The sequence below is a fragment of the Photobacterium phosphoreum genome, from assembly GCF_002954725.1.
In the GTDB taxonomy this organism is placed as follows: Bacteria; Pseudomonadota; Gammaproteobacteria; order Enterobacterales; family Vibrionaceae; genus Photobacterium; species Photobacterium phosphoreum.
On sequence record NZ_MSCQ01000002.1, the window covers coordinates 1 to 16,328 of the forward strand.

At 38.3% G+C, this 16,328-nt stretch carries 17 protein-coding genes; 12 read left to right on the forward strand and 5 right to left on the reverse strand.

The window, feature by feature from the left end:
• Nucleotides 1-238 precede the first annotated feature (238 nt).
• The 3 genes from BTO21_RS12145 (at nt 239) to BTO21_RS12155 (ending at nt 2,218) form a co-directional block, all read left to right on the forward strand.
• The gene (locus BTO21_RS12145; protein WP_045032289.1) at nt 239-529 is read left to right on the forward strand and encodes a hypothetical protein; all 291 of its coding nucleotides are present in this window, start codon (nt 239-241) and stop codon (nt 527-529) included.
• A 259-nt stretch (nt 530-788) separates the two neighbouring features.
• Nucleotides 789-1,661 carry a class I SAM-dependent methyltransferase gene (locus tag BTO21_RS12150; protein WP_052672724.1) on the forward strand — a complete coding sequence of 291 codons (873 nt, stop codon included), beginning with the start codon at nt 789-791 and terminating at the stop codon, nt 1,659-1,661.
• A gap of 140 nt (nt 1,662-1,801) precedes the next feature.
• Nucleotides 1,802-2,218 (forward strand): GFA family protein, encoded by a 417-nt coding sequence (locus tag BTO21_RS12155; RefSeq protein ID WP_045032291.1) that lies wholly within the window; start codon nt 1,802-1,804, stop codon nt 2,216-2,218.
• A gap of 33 nt (nt 2,219-2,251) precedes the next feature.
• Here the strand turns inward: BTO21_RS12155 and BTO21_RS12160 are convergent, their stop codons facing one another.
• On the reverse strand, nt 2,252-2,632 hold the full coding sequence (locus tag BTO21_RS12160; RefSeq protein WP_105026836.1) for a hypothetical protein: 381 nt from the start codon (nt 2,630-2,632) through the stop codon (nt 2,252-2,254).
• Between the two features lie 452 nt (nt 2,633-3,084).
• On the reverse strand, nt 3,085-4,077 hold the full coding sequence (gene hemB / locus BTO21_RS12165; protein WP_045032293.1) for a porphobilinogen synthase: 993 nt from the start codon (nt 4,075-4,077) through the stop codon (nt 3,085-3,087).
• Between the two features lie 131 nt (nt 4,078-4,208).
• Here hemB and BTO21_RS12170 point away from each other — a divergent pair, with 131 nt between their 5' ends.
• From BTO21_RS12170 to BTO21_RS12180, 3 genes are all read left to right on the forward strand, one after another.
• The gene (locus BTO21_RS12170; RefSeq protein WP_045032295.1) at nt 4,209-4,499 is read left to right on the forward strand and encodes a hypothetical protein; all 291 of its coding nucleotides are present in this window, start codon (nt 4,209-4,211) and stop codon (nt 4,497-4,499) included.
• 285 nt (nt 4,500-4,784) lie between these two features.
• Nucleotides 4,785-5,219, forward strand: a complete 435-nt coding sequence (gene trxC, locus BTO21_RS12175) for a thioredoxin TrxC (RefSeq protein WP_045032297.1) — start codon at nt 4,785-4,787, stop codon at nt 5,217-5,219.
• Nucleotides 5,220-5,709: 490 nt separating this feature from the next.
• Nucleotides 5,710-6,975: a NupC/NupG family nucleoside CNT transporter gene (locus BTO21_RS12180; protein WP_045032299.1), complete on the forward strand. Its 1,266-nt coding sequence runs from the start codon at nt 5,710-5,712 to the stop codon at nt 6,973-6,975.
• A 96-nt stretch (nt 6,976-7,071) separates the two neighbouring features.
• On the opposite strand, the gene BTO21_RS12185 is transcribed toward BTO21_RS12180, so the two are convergent.
• A complete protein-coding gene (locus BTO21_RS12185; RefSeq protein ID WP_045032301.1) occupies nt 7,072-7,941 on the reverse strand; it encodes an NAD(P)-dependent oxidoreductase in 870 nt (289 codons plus the stop codon).
• A 212-nt stretch (nt 7,942-8,153) separates the two neighbouring features.
• Here BTO21_RS12185 and BTO21_RS12190 point away from each other — a divergent pair, with 212 nt between their 5' ends.
• The 4 genes from BTO21_RS12190 (at nt 8,154) to BTO21_RS12205 (ending at nt 12,250) form a co-directional block, all read left to right on the forward strand.
• A complete protein-coding gene (locus BTO21_RS12190; protein ID WP_045032303.1) occupies nt 8,154-8,804 on the forward strand; it encodes a hypothetical protein in 651 nt (216 codons plus the stop codon).
• Nucleotides 8,805-9,057: 253 nt separating this feature from the next.
• The gene (gene secD, locus BTO21_RS12195) at nt 9,058-10,872 is read left to right on the forward strand and encodes a protein translocase subunit SecD (RefSeq protein ID WP_045032304.1); all 1,815 of its coding nucleotides are present in this window, start codon (nt 9,058-9,060) and stop codon (nt 10,870-10,872) included.
• Between the two features lie 4 nt (nt 10,873-10,876).
• Nucleotides 10,877-11,779 carry a protein translocase subunit SecF gene (gene secF, locus BTO21_RS12200; protein WP_045032306.1) on the forward strand — a complete coding sequence of 301 codons (903 nt, stop codon included), beginning with the start codon at nt 10,877-10,879 and terminating at the stop codon, nt 11,777-11,779.
• A 156-nt stretch (nt 11,780-11,935) separates the two neighbouring features.
• Complete coding sequence (locus tag BTO21_RS12205) at nt 11,936-12,250, forward strand: hypothetical protein (protein ID WP_045032308.1); 315 nt, start codon at nt 11,936-11,938, stop codon at nt 12,248-12,250.
• A 207-nt stretch (nt 12,251-12,457) separates the two neighbouring features.
• Here BTO21_RS12205 and BTO21_RS12210 read toward each other — a convergent pair whose 3' ends face one another.
• Nucleotides 12,458-12,733: a hypothetical protein gene (locus tag BTO21_RS12210; protein ID WP_045032310.1), complete on the reverse strand. Its 276-nt coding sequence runs from the start codon at nt 12,731-12,733 to the stop codon at nt 12,458-12,460.
• A 246-nt stretch (nt 12,734-12,979) separates the two neighbouring features.
• On the opposite strand from BTO21_RS12210, the gene BTO21_RS12215 reads away from it, so the two are divergent.
• Nucleotides 12,980-13,594, forward strand: coding sequence for a DNA-3-methyladenine glycosylase I (locus BTO21_RS12215; RefSeq protein WP_065193240.1), 615 nt, complete (start codon nt 12,980-12,982; stop codon nt 13,592-13,594).
• An 81-nt stretch (nt 13,595-13,675) separates the two neighbouring features.
• On the forward strand, nt 13,676-14,605 hold the full coding sequence (locus BTO21_RS12220; protein WP_045032312.1) for a cation diffusion facilitator family transporter: 930 nt from the start codon (nt 13,676-13,678) through the stop codon (nt 14,603-14,605).
• A gap of 73 nt (nt 14,606-14,678) precedes the next feature.
• On the opposite strand, the gene BTO21_RS12225 is transcribed toward BTO21_RS12220, so the two are convergent.
• A complete protein-coding gene (locus BTO21_RS12225) occupies nt 14,679-15,698 on the reverse strand; it encodes a lipoate--protein ligase (protein WP_045032314.1) in 1,020 nt (339 codons plus the stop codon).
• Nucleotides 15,699-16,328: the final 630 nt, after the last annotated feature.

Below are 16,328 nucleotides of genomic sequence, written 5' to 3' on the forward strand. Positions count from 1 at the left end.
TCTACTATCCGTGAGTTGTAGAATTAAATAGCTAGATAGGGGCTTGTCTCGTGTCCACGCCTCATTCGACAACAAGTAGATTAATAGCGTTAGTTGTATGTTTTAAGTTATTGTTATTTATAGATCAAATGACTTTGTTGCGAATGGGGGATTTAGGGGTAAATTTGACACAATGGCGTGTGTTGGCAATGGTGAAAAGGAGTAAGATTAGCGCCAAACTTACTATTCTGGAGTTACAATGAAACACATTCTACTTTTAGTACTTGCCGTTATTTCTTTTCAAACCTACGCTCAAAGTAAATACGTGTGTACCAAAGGCCATGCTGAGCGTGATGTTGAAGTGATTTATCATGCCCCAAACAGTAATACCTTATGTGAAGTTAAATATACCAAAAATCATCACAGTGAAATTTTATGGAGCGCTCAGCATAAAGTGGGTTATTGCGAAACGAAAGCGCAGCAATTTACTCAAAAACTGGCTGGATTTGGCTGGTCTTGTTATGCGGTGAATGATCAAGTAACAGGATAATTATTGGGTTTTTAACACCTCTATTGTTGGTATTCTCCCCCTTTTGGCTATAACAATCATAGAAGCAAAAATACGGTTATTTACCGCCATGTTTTTGCTTCTAAGTATCTTTTTGTGTGCAATATCCCCCTTCAAATCTTCGCATTTATTATTTATAAGCATGTTCTTACATTCTAAATCGCACTTTCAAACTATATTAATAATTAACATATAACGATGTCATATGTTGATTGGCTTGTTTTATTTGAGGGCGTTGAACATGCGACAAAACATTGATGCAGATTACATTCATAAGTTAAACAAAAAATTTCATGATCAAGAGGAGGCATATAATTATGATTCTCGCATGGGAGCAACGTATGACTATGAATCACAACAACAAACGATTAAAGAATTAGAGTCGGTATTAGGGCATGCACTCCCTAAAGGCGGAACTGTGGTTGATGTGGCATCAGGGACGGGTAATTTAGCGGTTAAGCTCGCGGCAACCAATTGGTATAAGCAAGTGATAGCGGTTGATATTAGTGAGCGTAGTTTAGATGTTGCTCATCAAAACGCACACAAAATGCAGACAACGATTAAAACGATTACTTCAGATATGACCATATTACCTTTTGATGATAACAGTGTTGATCTGGTAGTCGGCTGTGCTTTTCTGCATCATCTTCCTGATCCTAAAACCTTTATGCAGGAAGTGTTACGTATTTTAAAACCGGGTGGTGAGTTTATTATTATTGGTGAGCCAACAACACATGGTGGACAATTAATTGAGATTATCAAAGCGCCATTAGTGTGGATCAATAACCTGCGACGTTATTTTTTTAATCAGCGCCAGCAGCAAATGCGTTGGGATCATGCCAATATTGATGTCCATGACTTTAATCAACAAGATGCAGAACAATTATTACGGGGTTTTAATACACCGAAGATCATTACTGAAGGTTTTTTGTCACCCATTGTTGACCAAGGCTTGATGACCCCCATTCGAAGTATATTGAGTGAAAAATCAAGAATAAAACCCATATTCGTATCGATTAATCGTGGTCTTGCTTGGTGTGATGCCACGATTTTCAATGCTATCATTCCTAAATTTTGGCGAGTGTCATTGAAACTTAGTGGTGAAAAGCCATAGCGTATACTTAGCCTTATGAGTACTCTTTCACGTATTATCGTGGCTAGTATCACAAAATTTAACTGTATTTATACACAGTGATTGGTGTTGACCTATGATGATGTATCAGAATTATTATTTACTCATTAGGGTGTTATGGCATGGCTGATTCAAAAGCGAGTTGTTTGTGTGGTGCGGTGAAGATTGTTGCTGCAGAGATCAATCCTAAGTTTACTGTATGTCATTGCCAATCATGCCGAACGTGGGGTGGTGCGCCATTTTTTGCAGTGCAATGTGGCACTAACGTAACCTTTGAAGGTGAAGAGAACATCAAAATATATCCATCATCTTCTTGGGCATCACGTGGGTTTTGTTCTGAATGTGGTACGCATTTGTTTTATAAAGTGAAAGCAAGTGGTGAATATAATATGCCCGTTGGCTTGTTCCCTGATGTGGAAGGGCTAACAATGAATATGCAGTATTTTAGCGATGCCCGTCCTAGTTATTATTGCTTTACTAATCAAACGCAAGAAATGACCACCGCTGAAATCATGGCTTATTTTGCCGATAAAATGTAAGTGTGAGATGGGCTGAAAAGAATCAGCCCATGATCATTCAATCGTTTCAAAATAGAACTTATAGTCACGTACTCCGTCTATCTGAACACCTTTTTCTCTTAACTCAATGAATTGCTGGAGCTTAACGGTTCTAAAATCCATCGCCTTCAGTGCCAGTATTATGCGTAGTTCATCCATTGAACGTGATTTAGCGTCAGAACTACAACTGTTGCAGACAACATGTGTTTTTTGCTTAAAACCAATCTGATTGAGCCAATTGAGATCTTTGGTGTCTTTACGTAAGCCACAAAAATAGCAGCGATTGTCTTGTTTCAATACCGCCTGCTCCCGTAATGCTTTCGGGGAGGGTGATTGGGTTGCAGGGGGCGTTTTTTTATTGCCACTAAACGCAGACAACTGAACGACATTAGACATGTGAAATTACTCTTATTTATTAAGAACTATAGTATATAACTGAACATTATTGCGGTGTGGTTTTATATGGTATTTCTTACATTCGATTAGTCCAATTATCATTTTTTTGCGGATAAATGTGAGTCTGATGACTGGGGATATTGCACACTATCGTCATTCCCTACAGTGAATGCCCGCGAGGGCGATAGAGAATCTACTATCCGCGTGTTGTCGAATTAAATATTTCGCTGGTGTCTTTTAGGCTTAATGACGTGGTAAATAGATCACGGATAGTTCGTGCCTTACTTTCGAGATGACGGATAATAACTTCTCGTTATTCCCAACAGTGAGTAATACGACAAATTGCACGATTATCACCTCGATAGTTACTGAAGGTTTAGCTTAGCTGCAATTAAGCATCACTGCCATTGCAACAATGATGCTTAAAAGACAAGATAATAACATTGAGCCGATTATGCTTTATCTTGTGCTAACCACTCAGCCACTTGCTTGGTGTAGTAGCTTACAATAAGATCAGCACCTGCACGTTTAAAGCCAGTTAATATTTCATAGACCACACGTTTTTCATCTAATGCGCCCGCTAATGCTGCGAACTTGATCCCCGCGTATTCGCCACCGACTTGATAGACTGCCAACGGTAGGTTGGTTTTACGGCGAAGATTGGCAACCACATCAAGGTAGGGTGTGCCTGGTTTCACCATCAAAATATCTGCACCTTCTTCTTCATCAAGTAAGGCCTCAACTAAGGCTTGACGACCGTTGGCACAATCCATTTGGTAGGCTTTGCGATCACCACTTAATTCACAGTCAACCGCGGTGCGGAATGGGCCATAGAAAGCCGACGCAAATTTTACCGCATGAGCAAGAATCGCTACATGTTCAAAACCTGCCGCATCTAATCCTTCACGAATGGCTTTTACCTGGCCGTCCATCATTGCTGATGGGGCTAGCATATCTGCACCTGCTTTAGCCGCAGTCACACTTTGCTTAACCAGTAGTTCTAATGTTTCGTCATTAAGGACATGTTCATCATGGTAGACACCGCAATGGCCGTGAGTGGTGTATTCACAAAAACAAATATCGGGGATCACCATCATATCTGGGCAAGCGGCTTTGATGGTTTTAACCATACGGGCCAATAAGCCATTATCGTTCCATGTGTCACTGCCGATTTCATCTTTAGTATGCGAAATACCAAATGGCATTACATAACGCACACCAAGCTCATAAAGTGTGTGTATTTCATCTGCCAGCATGGTTTCTGGAATACGTGAAATGCCCGGCATGGTGCTAATAGGCACTTCTTCAGTTAAGGTTTCTTCAATGAAGATAGGGTGAATAAGATCGGCTAATTTAAAGTCATGTTCACGCACAAGATCACGCATATTAGCAGTGCGACGCATACGACGAATACGTTTAACAGGAACAGAGATAGGGTTTGTCATTGGATGTATTCTATTTTTTATGTTAATCAGACATACATCATACAAATGTTATTGTTCACGATGCAAGTAATTGTGTTGTCTATCATCAATCCGACTAAACTTAATGCGAAAGCAAATATCCAGAGGTTATTATGAGAGTTATTTTATTATTAATGGTGACTATTTTTTCTTTTCAGGCCTACGCACAAGATCAGTATGTTTGTAAAAATGGTAATACTGAGCGCAGTGTTGAGGTTGTTTATAGCCAACCGGGTAGCAAAGTGCCTTGCGAGGTTAAATATACGAAACCGAGTGGTAGTCAAATATTATGGAGCGCAAACCATGAAGTTGGCTATTGTGAAAGTAAAGCTACAGCGTTTGCTGCTAAGTTAGATACCTTGGGCTGGTCGTGTTCTAAAGTAAATAACACGATGACAGAGTAGCTATTGAGTCAATAAAGCTGTTGTCAGGCGGCCATTAAACGGATTAAAAGACGTTGGGTTTTTTAATCCGTTTGATGTTCGAGTGAGCTTATTTTAATGAGGTAAGTAAATATCCTCTAAGTGTCGCTTATAAAACCCGCAGCCAAAGCATTTAAGTGTCATTAATCAACAATACAGATCCATCGGTTTTCCCTATCAACTTAATCAGTTAAAACTGCTTTTGTTCTGATAAAGAAGGGGATAGATTAAAAGCAATTAATTTAGAATTAGATCTGGAATATCATTATGACAACCATGACAACGCGTTGCCCACATTGTAAAGCATTGAACCGTTTACCCCTTGAGCGTGTTAACGACGAAGCAACATGTGGTACTTGCAAAGAGAAATTACTTGATGGCATGCCAATTGAAGGTACAGCTGATAACTTTGCAAATTTAATCAATGGTGATAAACCTGTTGTTGTCGATTTCTGGGCCCCGTGGTGTAGTCCATGCGTAGGTTTTGCGCCTGTTTTTGCTGATGTTGCTAATGAGCGTAATGGCGCTGCGCGTTTCGTTAAAATTGATACTGAAGCCCAACAAGCATTAGCGGGTCAATATCGTATTCGTAGCATCCCAACCATTATGGTTTTTAAAGGTGGTAAAATGGTTGATATGCTAAATGGTGCGATGCCTAAAACTGCCTTTAATGAGTGGTTAAATAACGCATTAACAAAATAATCATCAGTATTCTGTGGTATTAGTAACAGATATTTGCTGGTGGTATATAAATATAAGAGCCTAGTTATTTAAAAAATAGCTGGGCTTTTTTGTACGATTTTTTTGACTAAATACCCAAAAATACGACTATTTAGCATATTATTTATGCTAATTATGTGTAAATGTAAAAAAACACTATGCTAAATTTTTAATGTGATCAAGATCTCTATATACTCTCGCCTCGGCCAGAACAGTTACGTTCAGCCACCTTATTACAAGCTGTCACTAGGATATGTGAACGACCCACGGAGTTGGACCGGCGTTAACTTTAGCTTGTTAATTTAGGTGACTTGTATGTTGTACCATTGGACGAACACCCCTTTAGTTGTTTACGTATATAAGCGTAATACCCATCTTTTGTTGATTCTTCAGCAAATGTTTTTCCGATGCAGCAGCACAATCAATACCTTCATTATTCGACACCCATTTATAAACACAGCAGGACGAAATAATGCAGTTGTTAATTAGTTTGGCCGGTATTGCAGTACTGGTTTTATTCGCAATTTTACTTTCAGATAACCGTAAAGCGATCAATTGGCGTACCGTGATTGGTGCTTTGGTATTGCAAGCAAGTTTTGCTGCATTGGTATTGTATATTCCACTTGGCCAGAAAATGCTGGGCGCAATGAGTAATGGTGTTGCGGGTTTATTGAGCTTTGCTGATGTCGGTATTCACTTTGTTTTTGGTGATTTAGCTAATATTGAAAAAAGTGGGTTTGTGTTTGCAATCCGTGTGCTGCCATTGGTGATTTTTATCAGTGCGTTAATTTCTTTACTGTATTACTTCGGTATTATGCAATGGGTTATTAAAGTGCTAGGTGGTGGTATTCAAAAATTATTAGGTACGAGTCGTGCGGAATCATTAGTCGCTACGGGTAATATCTTTTTGTCACAAGGTGAATCTCCGCTACTTATTCGTCCATTTTTAGCCAAAATGACCCGTTCTGAACTATTTGTGGTGATGACATGTGGCATGGCATCCGTTGCGGGTTCGGTGTTGGGTGGATATGCAGGGTTAGGGGTTGATCTTAAATTTTTGATTGCGGCTAGTTTTATGGCTGCTCCTGGTGGTTTGCTAATGGCTAAAATTTTGGTACCTGAGCAACAAATACCAGAAGAACAAGTTGAAATAGAAATGGCAACCAGTGAGCACAGTAATGCGATTGATGCATTGGCTGCTGGTGCTATGAACGGTATGAAAGTATCGGTGGCGATTGGTACGATGCTAATTGCGTTTGTAAGTGTTATTGCAATGGCAAATGCAGGTCTAGAGCAAGTTGGCTATGGTTTAGCAAGTGTGACTTCAGCGGTTGGATTGGACTCTGTATCACAGTGGTTTACGACGACACCACTTAGTATGCAGCTTATTTTAGGTTATATTTTTTCACCACTTGCGTTTGTTATTGGTGTGCCAGCCCATGAAATGATGGCGGCAGGTACATTCATTGGTGAAAAGCTAATCCTTAATGAATTTGTTGCTTTTATGGATTTTGCATCCGTAAAACAAACTTTATCAGCGCATACACAAGTGATCATTACTTTTGCGTTGTGTGGTTTTGCGAATATTGGGTCAATCGCGATTCAGATTGGTTCGATTGGTGTAATGGCACCTGAGCGCCGTAGTGATGTGGCACGATTAGGCTTTAAAGCGGTAATGGCGGCGACATTAGCTAACTTAATGAGTGCAACTTTAGCGGGTATTTTTGTCGGACTATAATCAATAGCATTATTGGCAGATAAATGAATGATCAAGCCGTAGCAATGGTTGTTGCTACGGCTTCGTTGTTATTATCGTTGAGCGTTTTTTTAATAACTATTTATCAAATTGTTTAATTAAGACGGAGGTATCAGCGCGACTAAATCCACGTTGTTGTAACTGTTCATAATTAGCATCAACTTGCTTTGCTAGCGGTAAATCAATGTTAAGTTTCTCAGCAGCATCAAAACAAATCGCTAAGTCTTTACGCATCCAATCAACCGCAAAGCCGAAATCAAACTGATCATCAGCCATCGTTTGAGCACGATTTTCTAATTGCCATGAACCCGCAGCACCGTGTTTTAGCACTTCAGTCATGGTGTGAATATCTAATCCTGATGCTTTAGCTAGTGTTATTGCTTCGGAGAGTCCTTGTAATACACCCGCTATGCATAACTGGTTGGCCATTTTTGTTATTTGACCATAGCCTGTTTCACCCATCAGTGTGCTTGCTTTAGCATATTGATCAATGGCATGTTTAGCTTTATTAAACACCGCTTCATTACCGCCAACCATTACCGTTAAGCAACCATTAATGGCACCGGCTTCTCCGCCTGATACTGGTGCATCTAAAAAGTCACAACCAACAGCATGGGCAGCATCCGCAATTTCTCGTGCAACGTCAGCAGAGGCGGTAGTATGGTCGACCAAAATAGCGCCAGGTTTAGCTGTCACTAAGATACCTTGTTGACCTTTATAGATCTCACGCACATCATTATCATTACCGACACAGGTAAAAACAATATCAGCATCTTTCACTGCATCGCAAGGCGTAAGGGCAATGGTGCCATTATATTCTTGAATCCAAGCGTCTGCTTTTGTTTGGGTGCGGTTATAAACTGTTACGTGATAGCCTGCTTTGGCAAGGTGACCTGCCATTGGGTAACCCATTGTTCCTAGACCTAAAAAAGCAACATTTGCTGTCATGATTAATACTTCCTTGGTTTCAATTGTAAGCAATATGTAACATTATAACAGACTCTACTATTGCGTAAATGGGGGGAGTTGTATGTGTTTTGTTTAAATAACTGATGATTATCAACAGGATTAATTATTCGAGATTAATCGCTTGTAACAACTTGTGTTGCCAATTATCATAACACTCACTTTTGTTTTATGGATTGGTTTAGTTAAATCTAATGTTGTCAGCTGTATTGCGTATGATGTTATTGGTATTATGTTTAGGAGCAAGTTCATTTGCTTCCGCATCGTCACATGCAAATATTATTCAGTTTACTTCGACCAGTCCTGTTTATACGGATGTTATTGAAGCGCCTGTGCTTAACACGAAAACGGTTAACACTGCTGCAGTTACTCTCGATATAGCAACGCATCCTGCTCCTGCTCTTACTCATCAACATAAGACAGATCAAACGCCGCCCCAAAAAAAACACCCCACTGATCGCTATGTTAGTAATAATGGCTTGCCGGTTTCCTTTTATAACACCAAGTTAGTATGGAACTTTCCATCGCCAGCCAATATGAAGTTTCCACTTCACAGTGGTAAACATCATCGTTCAGAAGTGCTTAATTTAAAAAATATTATTAATACATCTAATCGATCGTTGAAGAATTTTCACCACAGTGCAGATGAAATAACGCCGATATTTGAACTGGCGTTTGAACTCCCTTTACTCCCTATACCGATGCTCGCCATTGGATATGAAGAACCCCTCAGCCCACAAAGTGATTGGATATTAACCATCAAATCCACATCATCACGTATATCTGGCTGGAAAGAATCTAATCTACTCTATTCACATTACGAGCATTCGTTCGTTACTGCGTAAGACATTACTAGCGCTTGTGTCATTTATGGCATGGTGTGCTTTACTTAGTGATGTTGCTTTCATCAACACATAAAACGTTTTATCAATTTATGTATTAAATCTATCAATAGCTATTATTAATACCAACTGTTATCGGCTGTGAATATGATAACAAGCGGTAATGTTTCTTTTTAAAGAGAAACGTTAATAATTATTATTGATGTGTTATCGGTCGCAACAAGATGGCTTGTTGCTAGATATATGGCTTAAAATAATGAGAAAAAAGAATAATAAACAGATTCTGAATCATTACTCAGCATGGAAATATGTTGTATTAATTGTGACAGTCTCGATTATGTTGCTCAGTGCTATTCCAACTTGGTATGGCGAAAATGCAGCAGTACAAATCAGTGCGAAAGGCGGCGTAATGCCAACACCTTTTGAGATTCAACGTGTTCTAAAAGACCATGGCATAGATGCCAAAACTATTGAACAGCAGCCAACTCGCACTATAGTGGTAGTTAATTCAACCAAAGAACAGACCAATACTAAAGAAGCGTTAAACAGCATTATTCATAATGAAGACCGCTTAACGTTAGCATTAGAACCTGCAGCACCTAAGTGGCTATTAGGCTTAGGTTTTGAACCTATTAAGTTAGGTCTTGATTTACGTGGTGGTGTGCAGTTCTTACTTGATGTCGATATGAAAGAAGTTTATAAGCAGCATGCACAGCAGCTGACTGATGATCTTCGTGGCGATTTCCGTAAGCAAGATATTCGTGCTGCACGCTCAGAAATGACCAATAACAATCAAGTTATTGTACGTCTGCCAAGTGAAGATGCGAATGATAAAATACGTGCATACATTCGTACTCAATACCCACAATGGCAAGCGAAGAATGGCGAAGGCAATAACTTAGTCTTGTCTATGAATGAAGATGAGCAAACCAATCTGCGTAACCTAACGGTACAGCAGAACTTGCAAACAATGCGTGGTCGTATTGAGCAGTTAGGTATTACTGAAGCATCTGTTCAGCGTCAAGGTGAAAACCGTATTCGTATCGAACTTCCTGGCGTACAAGATCCTGCTGCAGCGAAGAACGTTATTGGTGCCACAGCAAGTCTGGCTTTCTATGCGGTTAAGCAAGAAGGCACAGGTAGCACCATGATCATTGACGACAAAGAAGGTCGTCCAGTACGTGTTAGCCGTAAGCCTGTATTAACGGGTGATCATATTATCGATGCGCGTGCGAGCATGGGTGAAATGGGTTCTCCTGAGGTTAATATTACCTTAGATAGCGCGGGTGGTAGCATGATGTCAGATTTCTCACGTAATAACGTGGGTCAGCCAATGGCAACATCGTACAGCGAATATACCCGTAATGCGAAAGGTCAAACAGTACAAACCAATAAGATCATCAGTGTTGCAACTATTCAAACTCAGTTAGGTAGCCGTTTCCGTATTACGGGTGCAGGTTCACTTGCTGATGCACAACAATTGGCGTTATTACTACGTGCAGGTTCATTAACTGCGCCAGTAACTATTGTTGAAGAGCGCACAATTGGTCCAACATTGGGTGCTGAAAATATTAAGAATGGTTTCGCTGCTCTAGCATTAGGTTTAGGTGTGACATTAGTCTTTATGGCATTGTGGTACCGTCGCTTAGGTTGGGTGGCAAACATTGCGTTGATCACTAACATGATCATGCTTTTCGGTTTAATTGCCTTAATTCCTGGGGCGGTATTAACTTTACCGGGTATTGCCGGTTTAGTATTAACTGTGGGTATGGCAGTTGATACCAACGTACTTATTTTTGAACGTATTCGCGATATGGTTCGAGAAGGGCGCAGTTTTGCTCAAGCCATTGATCGTGGTTTCAGTAGCGCATTTGGTACTATTTTCGATGCCAACTTTACAACAATGATCACCGCAGTGGTTCTTTACTCTATCGGTAATGGTCCAATTCAAGGCTTTGCATTGACGTTAGGTCTAGGCCTTCTAACCAGTATGTTCACTGGTATATTTACTTCCCGTGCCATTATTAACTTGGTTTGGGGTCGTGATTCTCGTCGAGATGTAAGGGTTTAACGCAATGAAAAATTGGATTATTACAAACTTAACGAAATTGCGTTATATGACAGGTATTGTGTCAATTGCGCTAATGGTTATCTCGATCAGCTTCATCTGCATTCGTGGTTTAAACTGGGGTCTTGATTTTACTGGCGGTGTTGTTAGTGAAATTCAGATGAACAGTCAAATCACTAGCAGTGAAATTGAACCATTGATGGATGCTGGTTTTAAGCAAGATGTTGTGGCAATTGCGGCAGATGAACCTGGTCGTTGGATTCTACGCTACGCCGTACCACCTAAAGGGGTAACTTACCCAGACATCATTCAAGTACTTGAGCCGCTACATGCACAAGTACAAGTATTAAATACCAGTATTGTTGGACCGCAAGTGGGTGCTGAAATGGCATCACAAGGTGGCTTAGCATTACTTGTTACTATGCTTTGTATCCTGGGTTACCTAAGTTACCGTTTTGAATGGCGTCTTGCTGCGGGTGCACTACTTGCACTAATGCACGATGTTATTTTAGCCGTTGGTTTCTTTGCAATGACTCAGATGGAGTTTAACCTAACCGTATTAGCGGCAATTTTGGCTATCTTAGGTTACTCACTGAATGACTCGATTGTTATTGCCGACCGTATTCGTGAGTTACTGATTGCGAAACCGAAACAAGACATTGAAGCGACGAACAACGAAGCTATCATTGCAACGTTTTCACGTACGATGGTGACGTCTGGTACAACCTTGATGACGATCAGTTCATTATGGCTATTAGGTGGTTCATCATTGCAAGGTTTCTCTATTGCGATGTTTATTGGTGTATTAACCGGTACATGGTCATCGATTTCAGTAGGTACTCTACTTCCTGAATTCTTAGGCTTAAAACCTGATCATTACTTACCAAAACCTGAGTCACAAGATCCTTAATCGTTAATGATTAATTATTAATAAACAAACCGCTAACAGCAATGTTGGCGGTTTTTTTTTTGCGGTAACGTCAATATATGTATTTATTTTCAGTGCTAAATACAAATTATTGCTAAGCTGATAAGAGTAGAACAAAGCATGAGATAAGGAGATAACATGCAACGAAGAATGATAGTGATGTGTGGTGTGGCATTGTTAGTAGCTGGATGTACTTATACCAATGATGGCGATATGCGTTTTTTACCAGATAAACATATAAATAATATTGAATATAATAGCATTTATCATTATGGCTATAATCAAGGTTGTGAATCGGCATTAGCTACAGCAAAAGTGGTTGGACATACATATGCCCAAGATATGACCCTAAAAGAGAGATCAATACGTTTTAATCAAGGTTGGGAGCAAGGTTATTCAGCTTGTGAAGTAGGAAAAGAGAAGTTGCTATATAACTTGACTAAAACAGACTAAATATTTGAGATAGCTCACTTTTTTATAAATTAATTATTGTTTTATAATTCTTTGGCGGCTATTATAACCAACAAAGGGCATATGCAATTGGTGGTTTTAATTACTCGTTACAAGATATGTGTCTTTATTGTTATGAAAAAAAACAGATCCGAAGATCTGTTTTTTATGAATTTAAAACTAGCCTAAGTTTTAATTTGGATATTATTTTTATGCAGCAATTGCTGTTATTTTTTGAGCGTCAAATGCGATATGTGTAGCAACATTTATTTCCGATAATAATAAATAATTGTCTAATTTATTATTATTGTTTACTTCAAGTACAATTTGTAAATGGTATTCAATCATATCTCTAAGGTATGAATAACAATTAGTAGTGTTACTAATATTTAATTGTTTATAGCATCCTTCTTTTGCATATACCCAAGCATTGTACGTACACTTCTCGCTTTCCAGCTGTGCAATAAATTCCGCAATATTTTTCATCTTTAGTCCTTTAATGAAATTATCTATGCTATAGACATAACTAGTATGCAGTAAAAATTACAAACTAAAACGATTATCTATAGTTAATATAAATAATGTGATATTGATAAGTTTTTTTTTGTAAAAATGATGTTTGCAAATAATGAGTATTAGAATAATTTAGAATTCATAGGGTATAGTGTTAGATATATTTATTAATGCTATAAATTTATCGGATAAAATTAAATAGTTTTAGTTATTACTATTATGGTTGGTATTGTTATTAAATATTTAAATAACCTCTGTTCTTGGGCTCTTCACTCTGATTTAGAGCGTCAATATCACGATAATGAGTGGGGTGTACCTCATAAAAATGATGATTATTTGTTTGAATTTTTAACATTGGAAGGCGCTCAAGCAGGGCTTAATTGGTATACTATTTTAAAAAAGCGTGCGAGTTATAGTGATGCTTTTGAAAGTTATAATATTGATAAACTTGCAGCTTATAATGAACAAGAAATAGAACTACGCATAACAGAAATTATTGAACATTATGATGTCGTGAGGCATCGAGGTAAATTACGCTCGGTATTTACTAATGCGCGGGCTGCTAAAGCATTGCAAATCCAGTATGGGAGTTTAGCCACACCATTGTGGCAGTTTGTGAATAATGAGCCCCAGATCAATCATTGGTTATCAAAAGATCAGGTACCAGTAACAACTTCGGTGTCACTCGCATTGAGTCAATATCTAAAGCAACAAGGGTTTAAATTTATTGGTAATATAACTTGTTATGCGTTTATGCAAGCAGTAGGAATGGTGAATGATCATACGATTAATTGTCATTGTTATCATAGTATTGCAAACAACAAGATAAAATAGTTATAAATGTAAAAAAGATCACATTTAAGAAGTTAAATTCGTTATTATATCGCATCCATTTTTCATGTTTTATGGGGCGTTATGTCTAAAACGGCAGTTAAATTAATTCAGAAAGTAACCTGGGTTGGATCTATTGCAAACATTGCTTTAGCATTTATAAAAATTACTATAGGTAAACTTACTGGCAGTCAGGCGCTTATTGCCGATGGTGTACACAGTTTTTCTGACTTGGTAACCGATACGGCTATTTTAATAGGCTCTCGTTATTGGACGGCACCTGCGGATAAAGAGCATCCCTATGGGCATGGGCGTTTTGAAACGTTAACCAATATCTTTATTGGTTTTATCTTAGCCATTGTGGGTATTGGAATCGGTTGGGATTCATTACATTCAATCAGTAGCGAATCACATTCAGAACCGGGCATGTTAGCGTTTAGTGCCGCCGTGGTGTCTATTGTTGTTAAAGAGGTGCTTTACCGCTGGACAGCAATTCAAGCTAAAAGTATTAATAGTCGCGCATTGTATGCGAATGCTTGGCATCATCGTTCTGATGCATTAAGTTCATTGCCTGTTGCTATTGCTGTGATCGCAAATTACTTTTTTCCTTCTTTCCATTATTTAGATCAAATTGCAGCATTAATTGTAACGGTAATGATTTTAAAAGCAGCCTTTGAAATTTTATGGCCTGCAATTTTAGAATTAACTGAAGCAAAAGCTGATTCAGATATTGAAAAACAAATTCAGGCATATGCAGCTGAAGATAAAGATATTAAAGAAGTTCATGCGATAAGGAGTCGTCGTACTGGCAGTACCATTCTATTAGATTTTCATCTATTGGTTGATCCTGAAATGAGTGTTGAGCGTGCACATAATATTACTGAAAATTTCAAAACACATTTGTTAAATAAATTAGATGAAGTTGTTGATATTATCATTCATATTGAGCCTTATAATTGCCAAGAGCGAATAATAAATAGGTGTTGTGATGATTGTGATGGTAAAAAAGAATAAATAGTGATTATTTAATGAATAACAAGACCGATAATTAAACGGTCTTGTTATTATTTTAATTATTGAAATAACGTTAATTAATCGTATTTTGTAACCAATGATTAATATCCATTAAAACATCATTATAATATGGGTATTCGATAGTTAAATTATTAATAGCGGTACTAATCGCGGTACTATTATAAGGTAAGTTAATTAATCGTTGCTCTAATAATTCTAACGGTGCAGGATCAAGACTGTCAGTAAAGAGTTTTACTTCAGTGATATTACCCTTATTGACATCAAGATGCAGTTCAATACCACCCCAGCTAAAGCGCTCATCTAGGCTATGTGTAAACTGAGGCGTATTGCCAAAATTCCAATCCCAGCGACTAAATTTTGCAAAGGTTTCATTAAAGCTAGCTAACTCGGGTAATGCCTGTGGTGAGATATGCTCGGCTTCAACATGATCGTTATAATAATCACAAAATGTATCAATGATGGCATCACATACCATTTTATGATCAATATTAGTGACTATTTGGTTGAGGTTCGTCACTCGCGAACGGACGGAAGTGATCCCTTTTGCTGCTAGTTTCTTTTTATCTGGATTAAGGTAATGTGCTAACTGTGTTAAATCGGCACTCAGTAATAAAGTACCATGATGAAACCCGCGATCCATTGTTTCACGGTATGCTGAGCCTGAAAACTTACGCTCTCCCTCGGCATCTTCAACGACTAAATCATTACGACCTGTCGCTTTACCATTAATCCCTAGTTTTTTTAGTGCTGTAAGTACTATATCGGTTGATATTGTTTTGTTGTAATCAGGTTTACCCGCCATAAAGGTAAAATTGGTATTACCTAGATCATGAAAGACTGCACCACCGCCACTTTGACGACGAGCAAGAGTAATACCATCTTGTTCCATTTTAAGCGTATTACATTCTTTCCATGGGTTTTGTGCCCGTCCGATGACAACCGTATTGTCATTTCGCCATAAAAATAATACTCGTTGCTGGGGCGACATTGTACGGAAAATAGCATCTTCAACAGCAAGATTGAACCATGGATTGGTTGAGTCTGAAATCAGCACTCTAATTTTTGAAGACATCACGCATACCTGACTAAATGTGGATGCAATGAATTTACCCTGTGATTCGAAAGAGGTAAAGCAGGGAGAGACAGAAGAGGGTCTTTTGTTTGAGGGCTATAAATAAAAAAACCAAATCACATCCTATAAACTGGAACAAATGTGATTTGGTAACATGTTTTTAATTATGGCTTGTCTAGAGAATCTTGGTGTTTTCTAGATCATAAAATAAGAATAGCATCACATTTTTAAGATGAAAATAACGATAATTGCAAGGTAAGGTTACTTTTGTTATGCATTACAATGAAAAATGTAATAGTTGAGTAAATAGAAATGTGTGAGTAATAGATATGGGGGGGAGTAAATAGATATGGGGGGGAGTAAATAGATATGGCTGCACATGATAAGAATAACAATAAGGCGTTGGAGTGATGAAGGAAGCGTAGGGTATAAAGCGTCTCAATCAGTAAGAGCATGGAATAATCACCATGCTACCTCTAATCTATTGATGATATAAGAATCTTATTGCTAGTAGATTAGTTACTGGTTGTTCGTTGTTTGTTCTGTTGGTGTTGGTTGACTTACTTGGTTAAAGACATCATACGTGATGAAATAGCCAATCAATAAAATGAGGGGGATGAATTTTATCCA

Bases quoted from the DNA above. Each gene is read 5' to 3' on its own strand.
- BTO21_RS12145 (WP_045032289.1), top strand. From the start codon at position 239: ATGAAACACATTCTACTTTTAGTACTTGCCGTTATTTCTTTTCAAACC.
- BTO21_RS12150 (WP_052672724.1), top strand. From the start codon at position 789: ATGCGACAAAACATTGATGCAGATTACATTCATAAGTTAAACAAAAAA.
- BTO21_RS12155 (WP_045032291.1), top strand. From the start codon at position 1,802: ATGGCTGATTCAAAAGCGAGTTGTTTGTGTGGTGCGGTGAAGATTGTT.
- BTO21_RS12160 (WP_105026836.1), bottom strand. From the start codon at position 2,632: ATGTCTAATGTCGTTCAGTTGTCTGCGTTTAGTGGCAATAAAAAAACG.
- hemB (WP_045032293.1), bottom strand. From the start codon at position 4,077: ATGACAAACCCTATCTCTGTTCCTGTTAAACGTATTCGTCGTATGCGT.
- BTO21_RS12170 (WP_045032295.1), top strand. From the start codon at position 4,209: ATGAGAGTTATTTTATTATTAATGGTGACTATTTTTTCTTTTCAGGCC.
- trxC (WP_045032297.1), top strand. From the start codon at position 4,785: ATGACAACCATGACAACGCGTTGCCCACATTGTAAAGCATTGAACCGT.
- BTO21_RS12180 (WP_045032299.1), top strand. From the start codon at position 5,710: ATGCAGTTGTTAATTAGTTTGGCCGGTATTGCAGTACTGGTTTTATTC.
- BTO21_RS12185 (WP_045032301.1), bottom strand. From the start codon at position 7,941: ATGACAGCAAATGTTGCTTTTTTAGGTCTAGGAACAATGGGTTACCCA.
- BTO21_RS12190 (WP_045032303.1), top strand. From the start codon at position 8,154: ATGTTGTCAGCTGTATTGCGTATGATGTTATTGGTATTATGTTTAGGA.
- secD (WP_045032304.1), top strand. From the start codon at position 9,058: ATGAGAAAAAAGAATAATAAACAGATTCTGAATCATTACTCAGCATGG.
- secF (WP_045032306.1), top strand. From the start codon at position 10,877: ATGAAAAATTGGATTATTACAAACTTAACGAAATTGCGTTATATGACA.
- BTO21_RS12205 (WP_045032308.1), top strand. From the start codon at position 11,936: ATGCAACGAAGAATGATAGTGATGTGTGGTGTGGCATTGTTAGTAGCT.
- BTO21_RS12210 (WP_045032310.1), bottom strand. From the start codon at position 12,733: ATGAAAAATATTGCGGAATTTATTGCACAGCTGGAAAGCGAGAAGTGT.
- BTO21_RS12215 (WP_065193240.1), top strand. From the start codon at position 12,980: ATGGTTGGTATTGTTATTAAATATTTAAATAACCTCTGTTCTTGGGCT.
- BTO21_RS12220 (WP_045032312.1), top strand. From the start codon at position 13,676: ATGTCTAAAACGGCAGTTAAATTAATTCAGAAAGTAACCTGGGTTGGA.
- BTO21_RS12225 (WP_045032314.1), bottom strand. From the start codon at position 15,698: ATGTCTTCAAAAATTAGAGTGCTGATTTCAGACTCAACCAATCCATGG.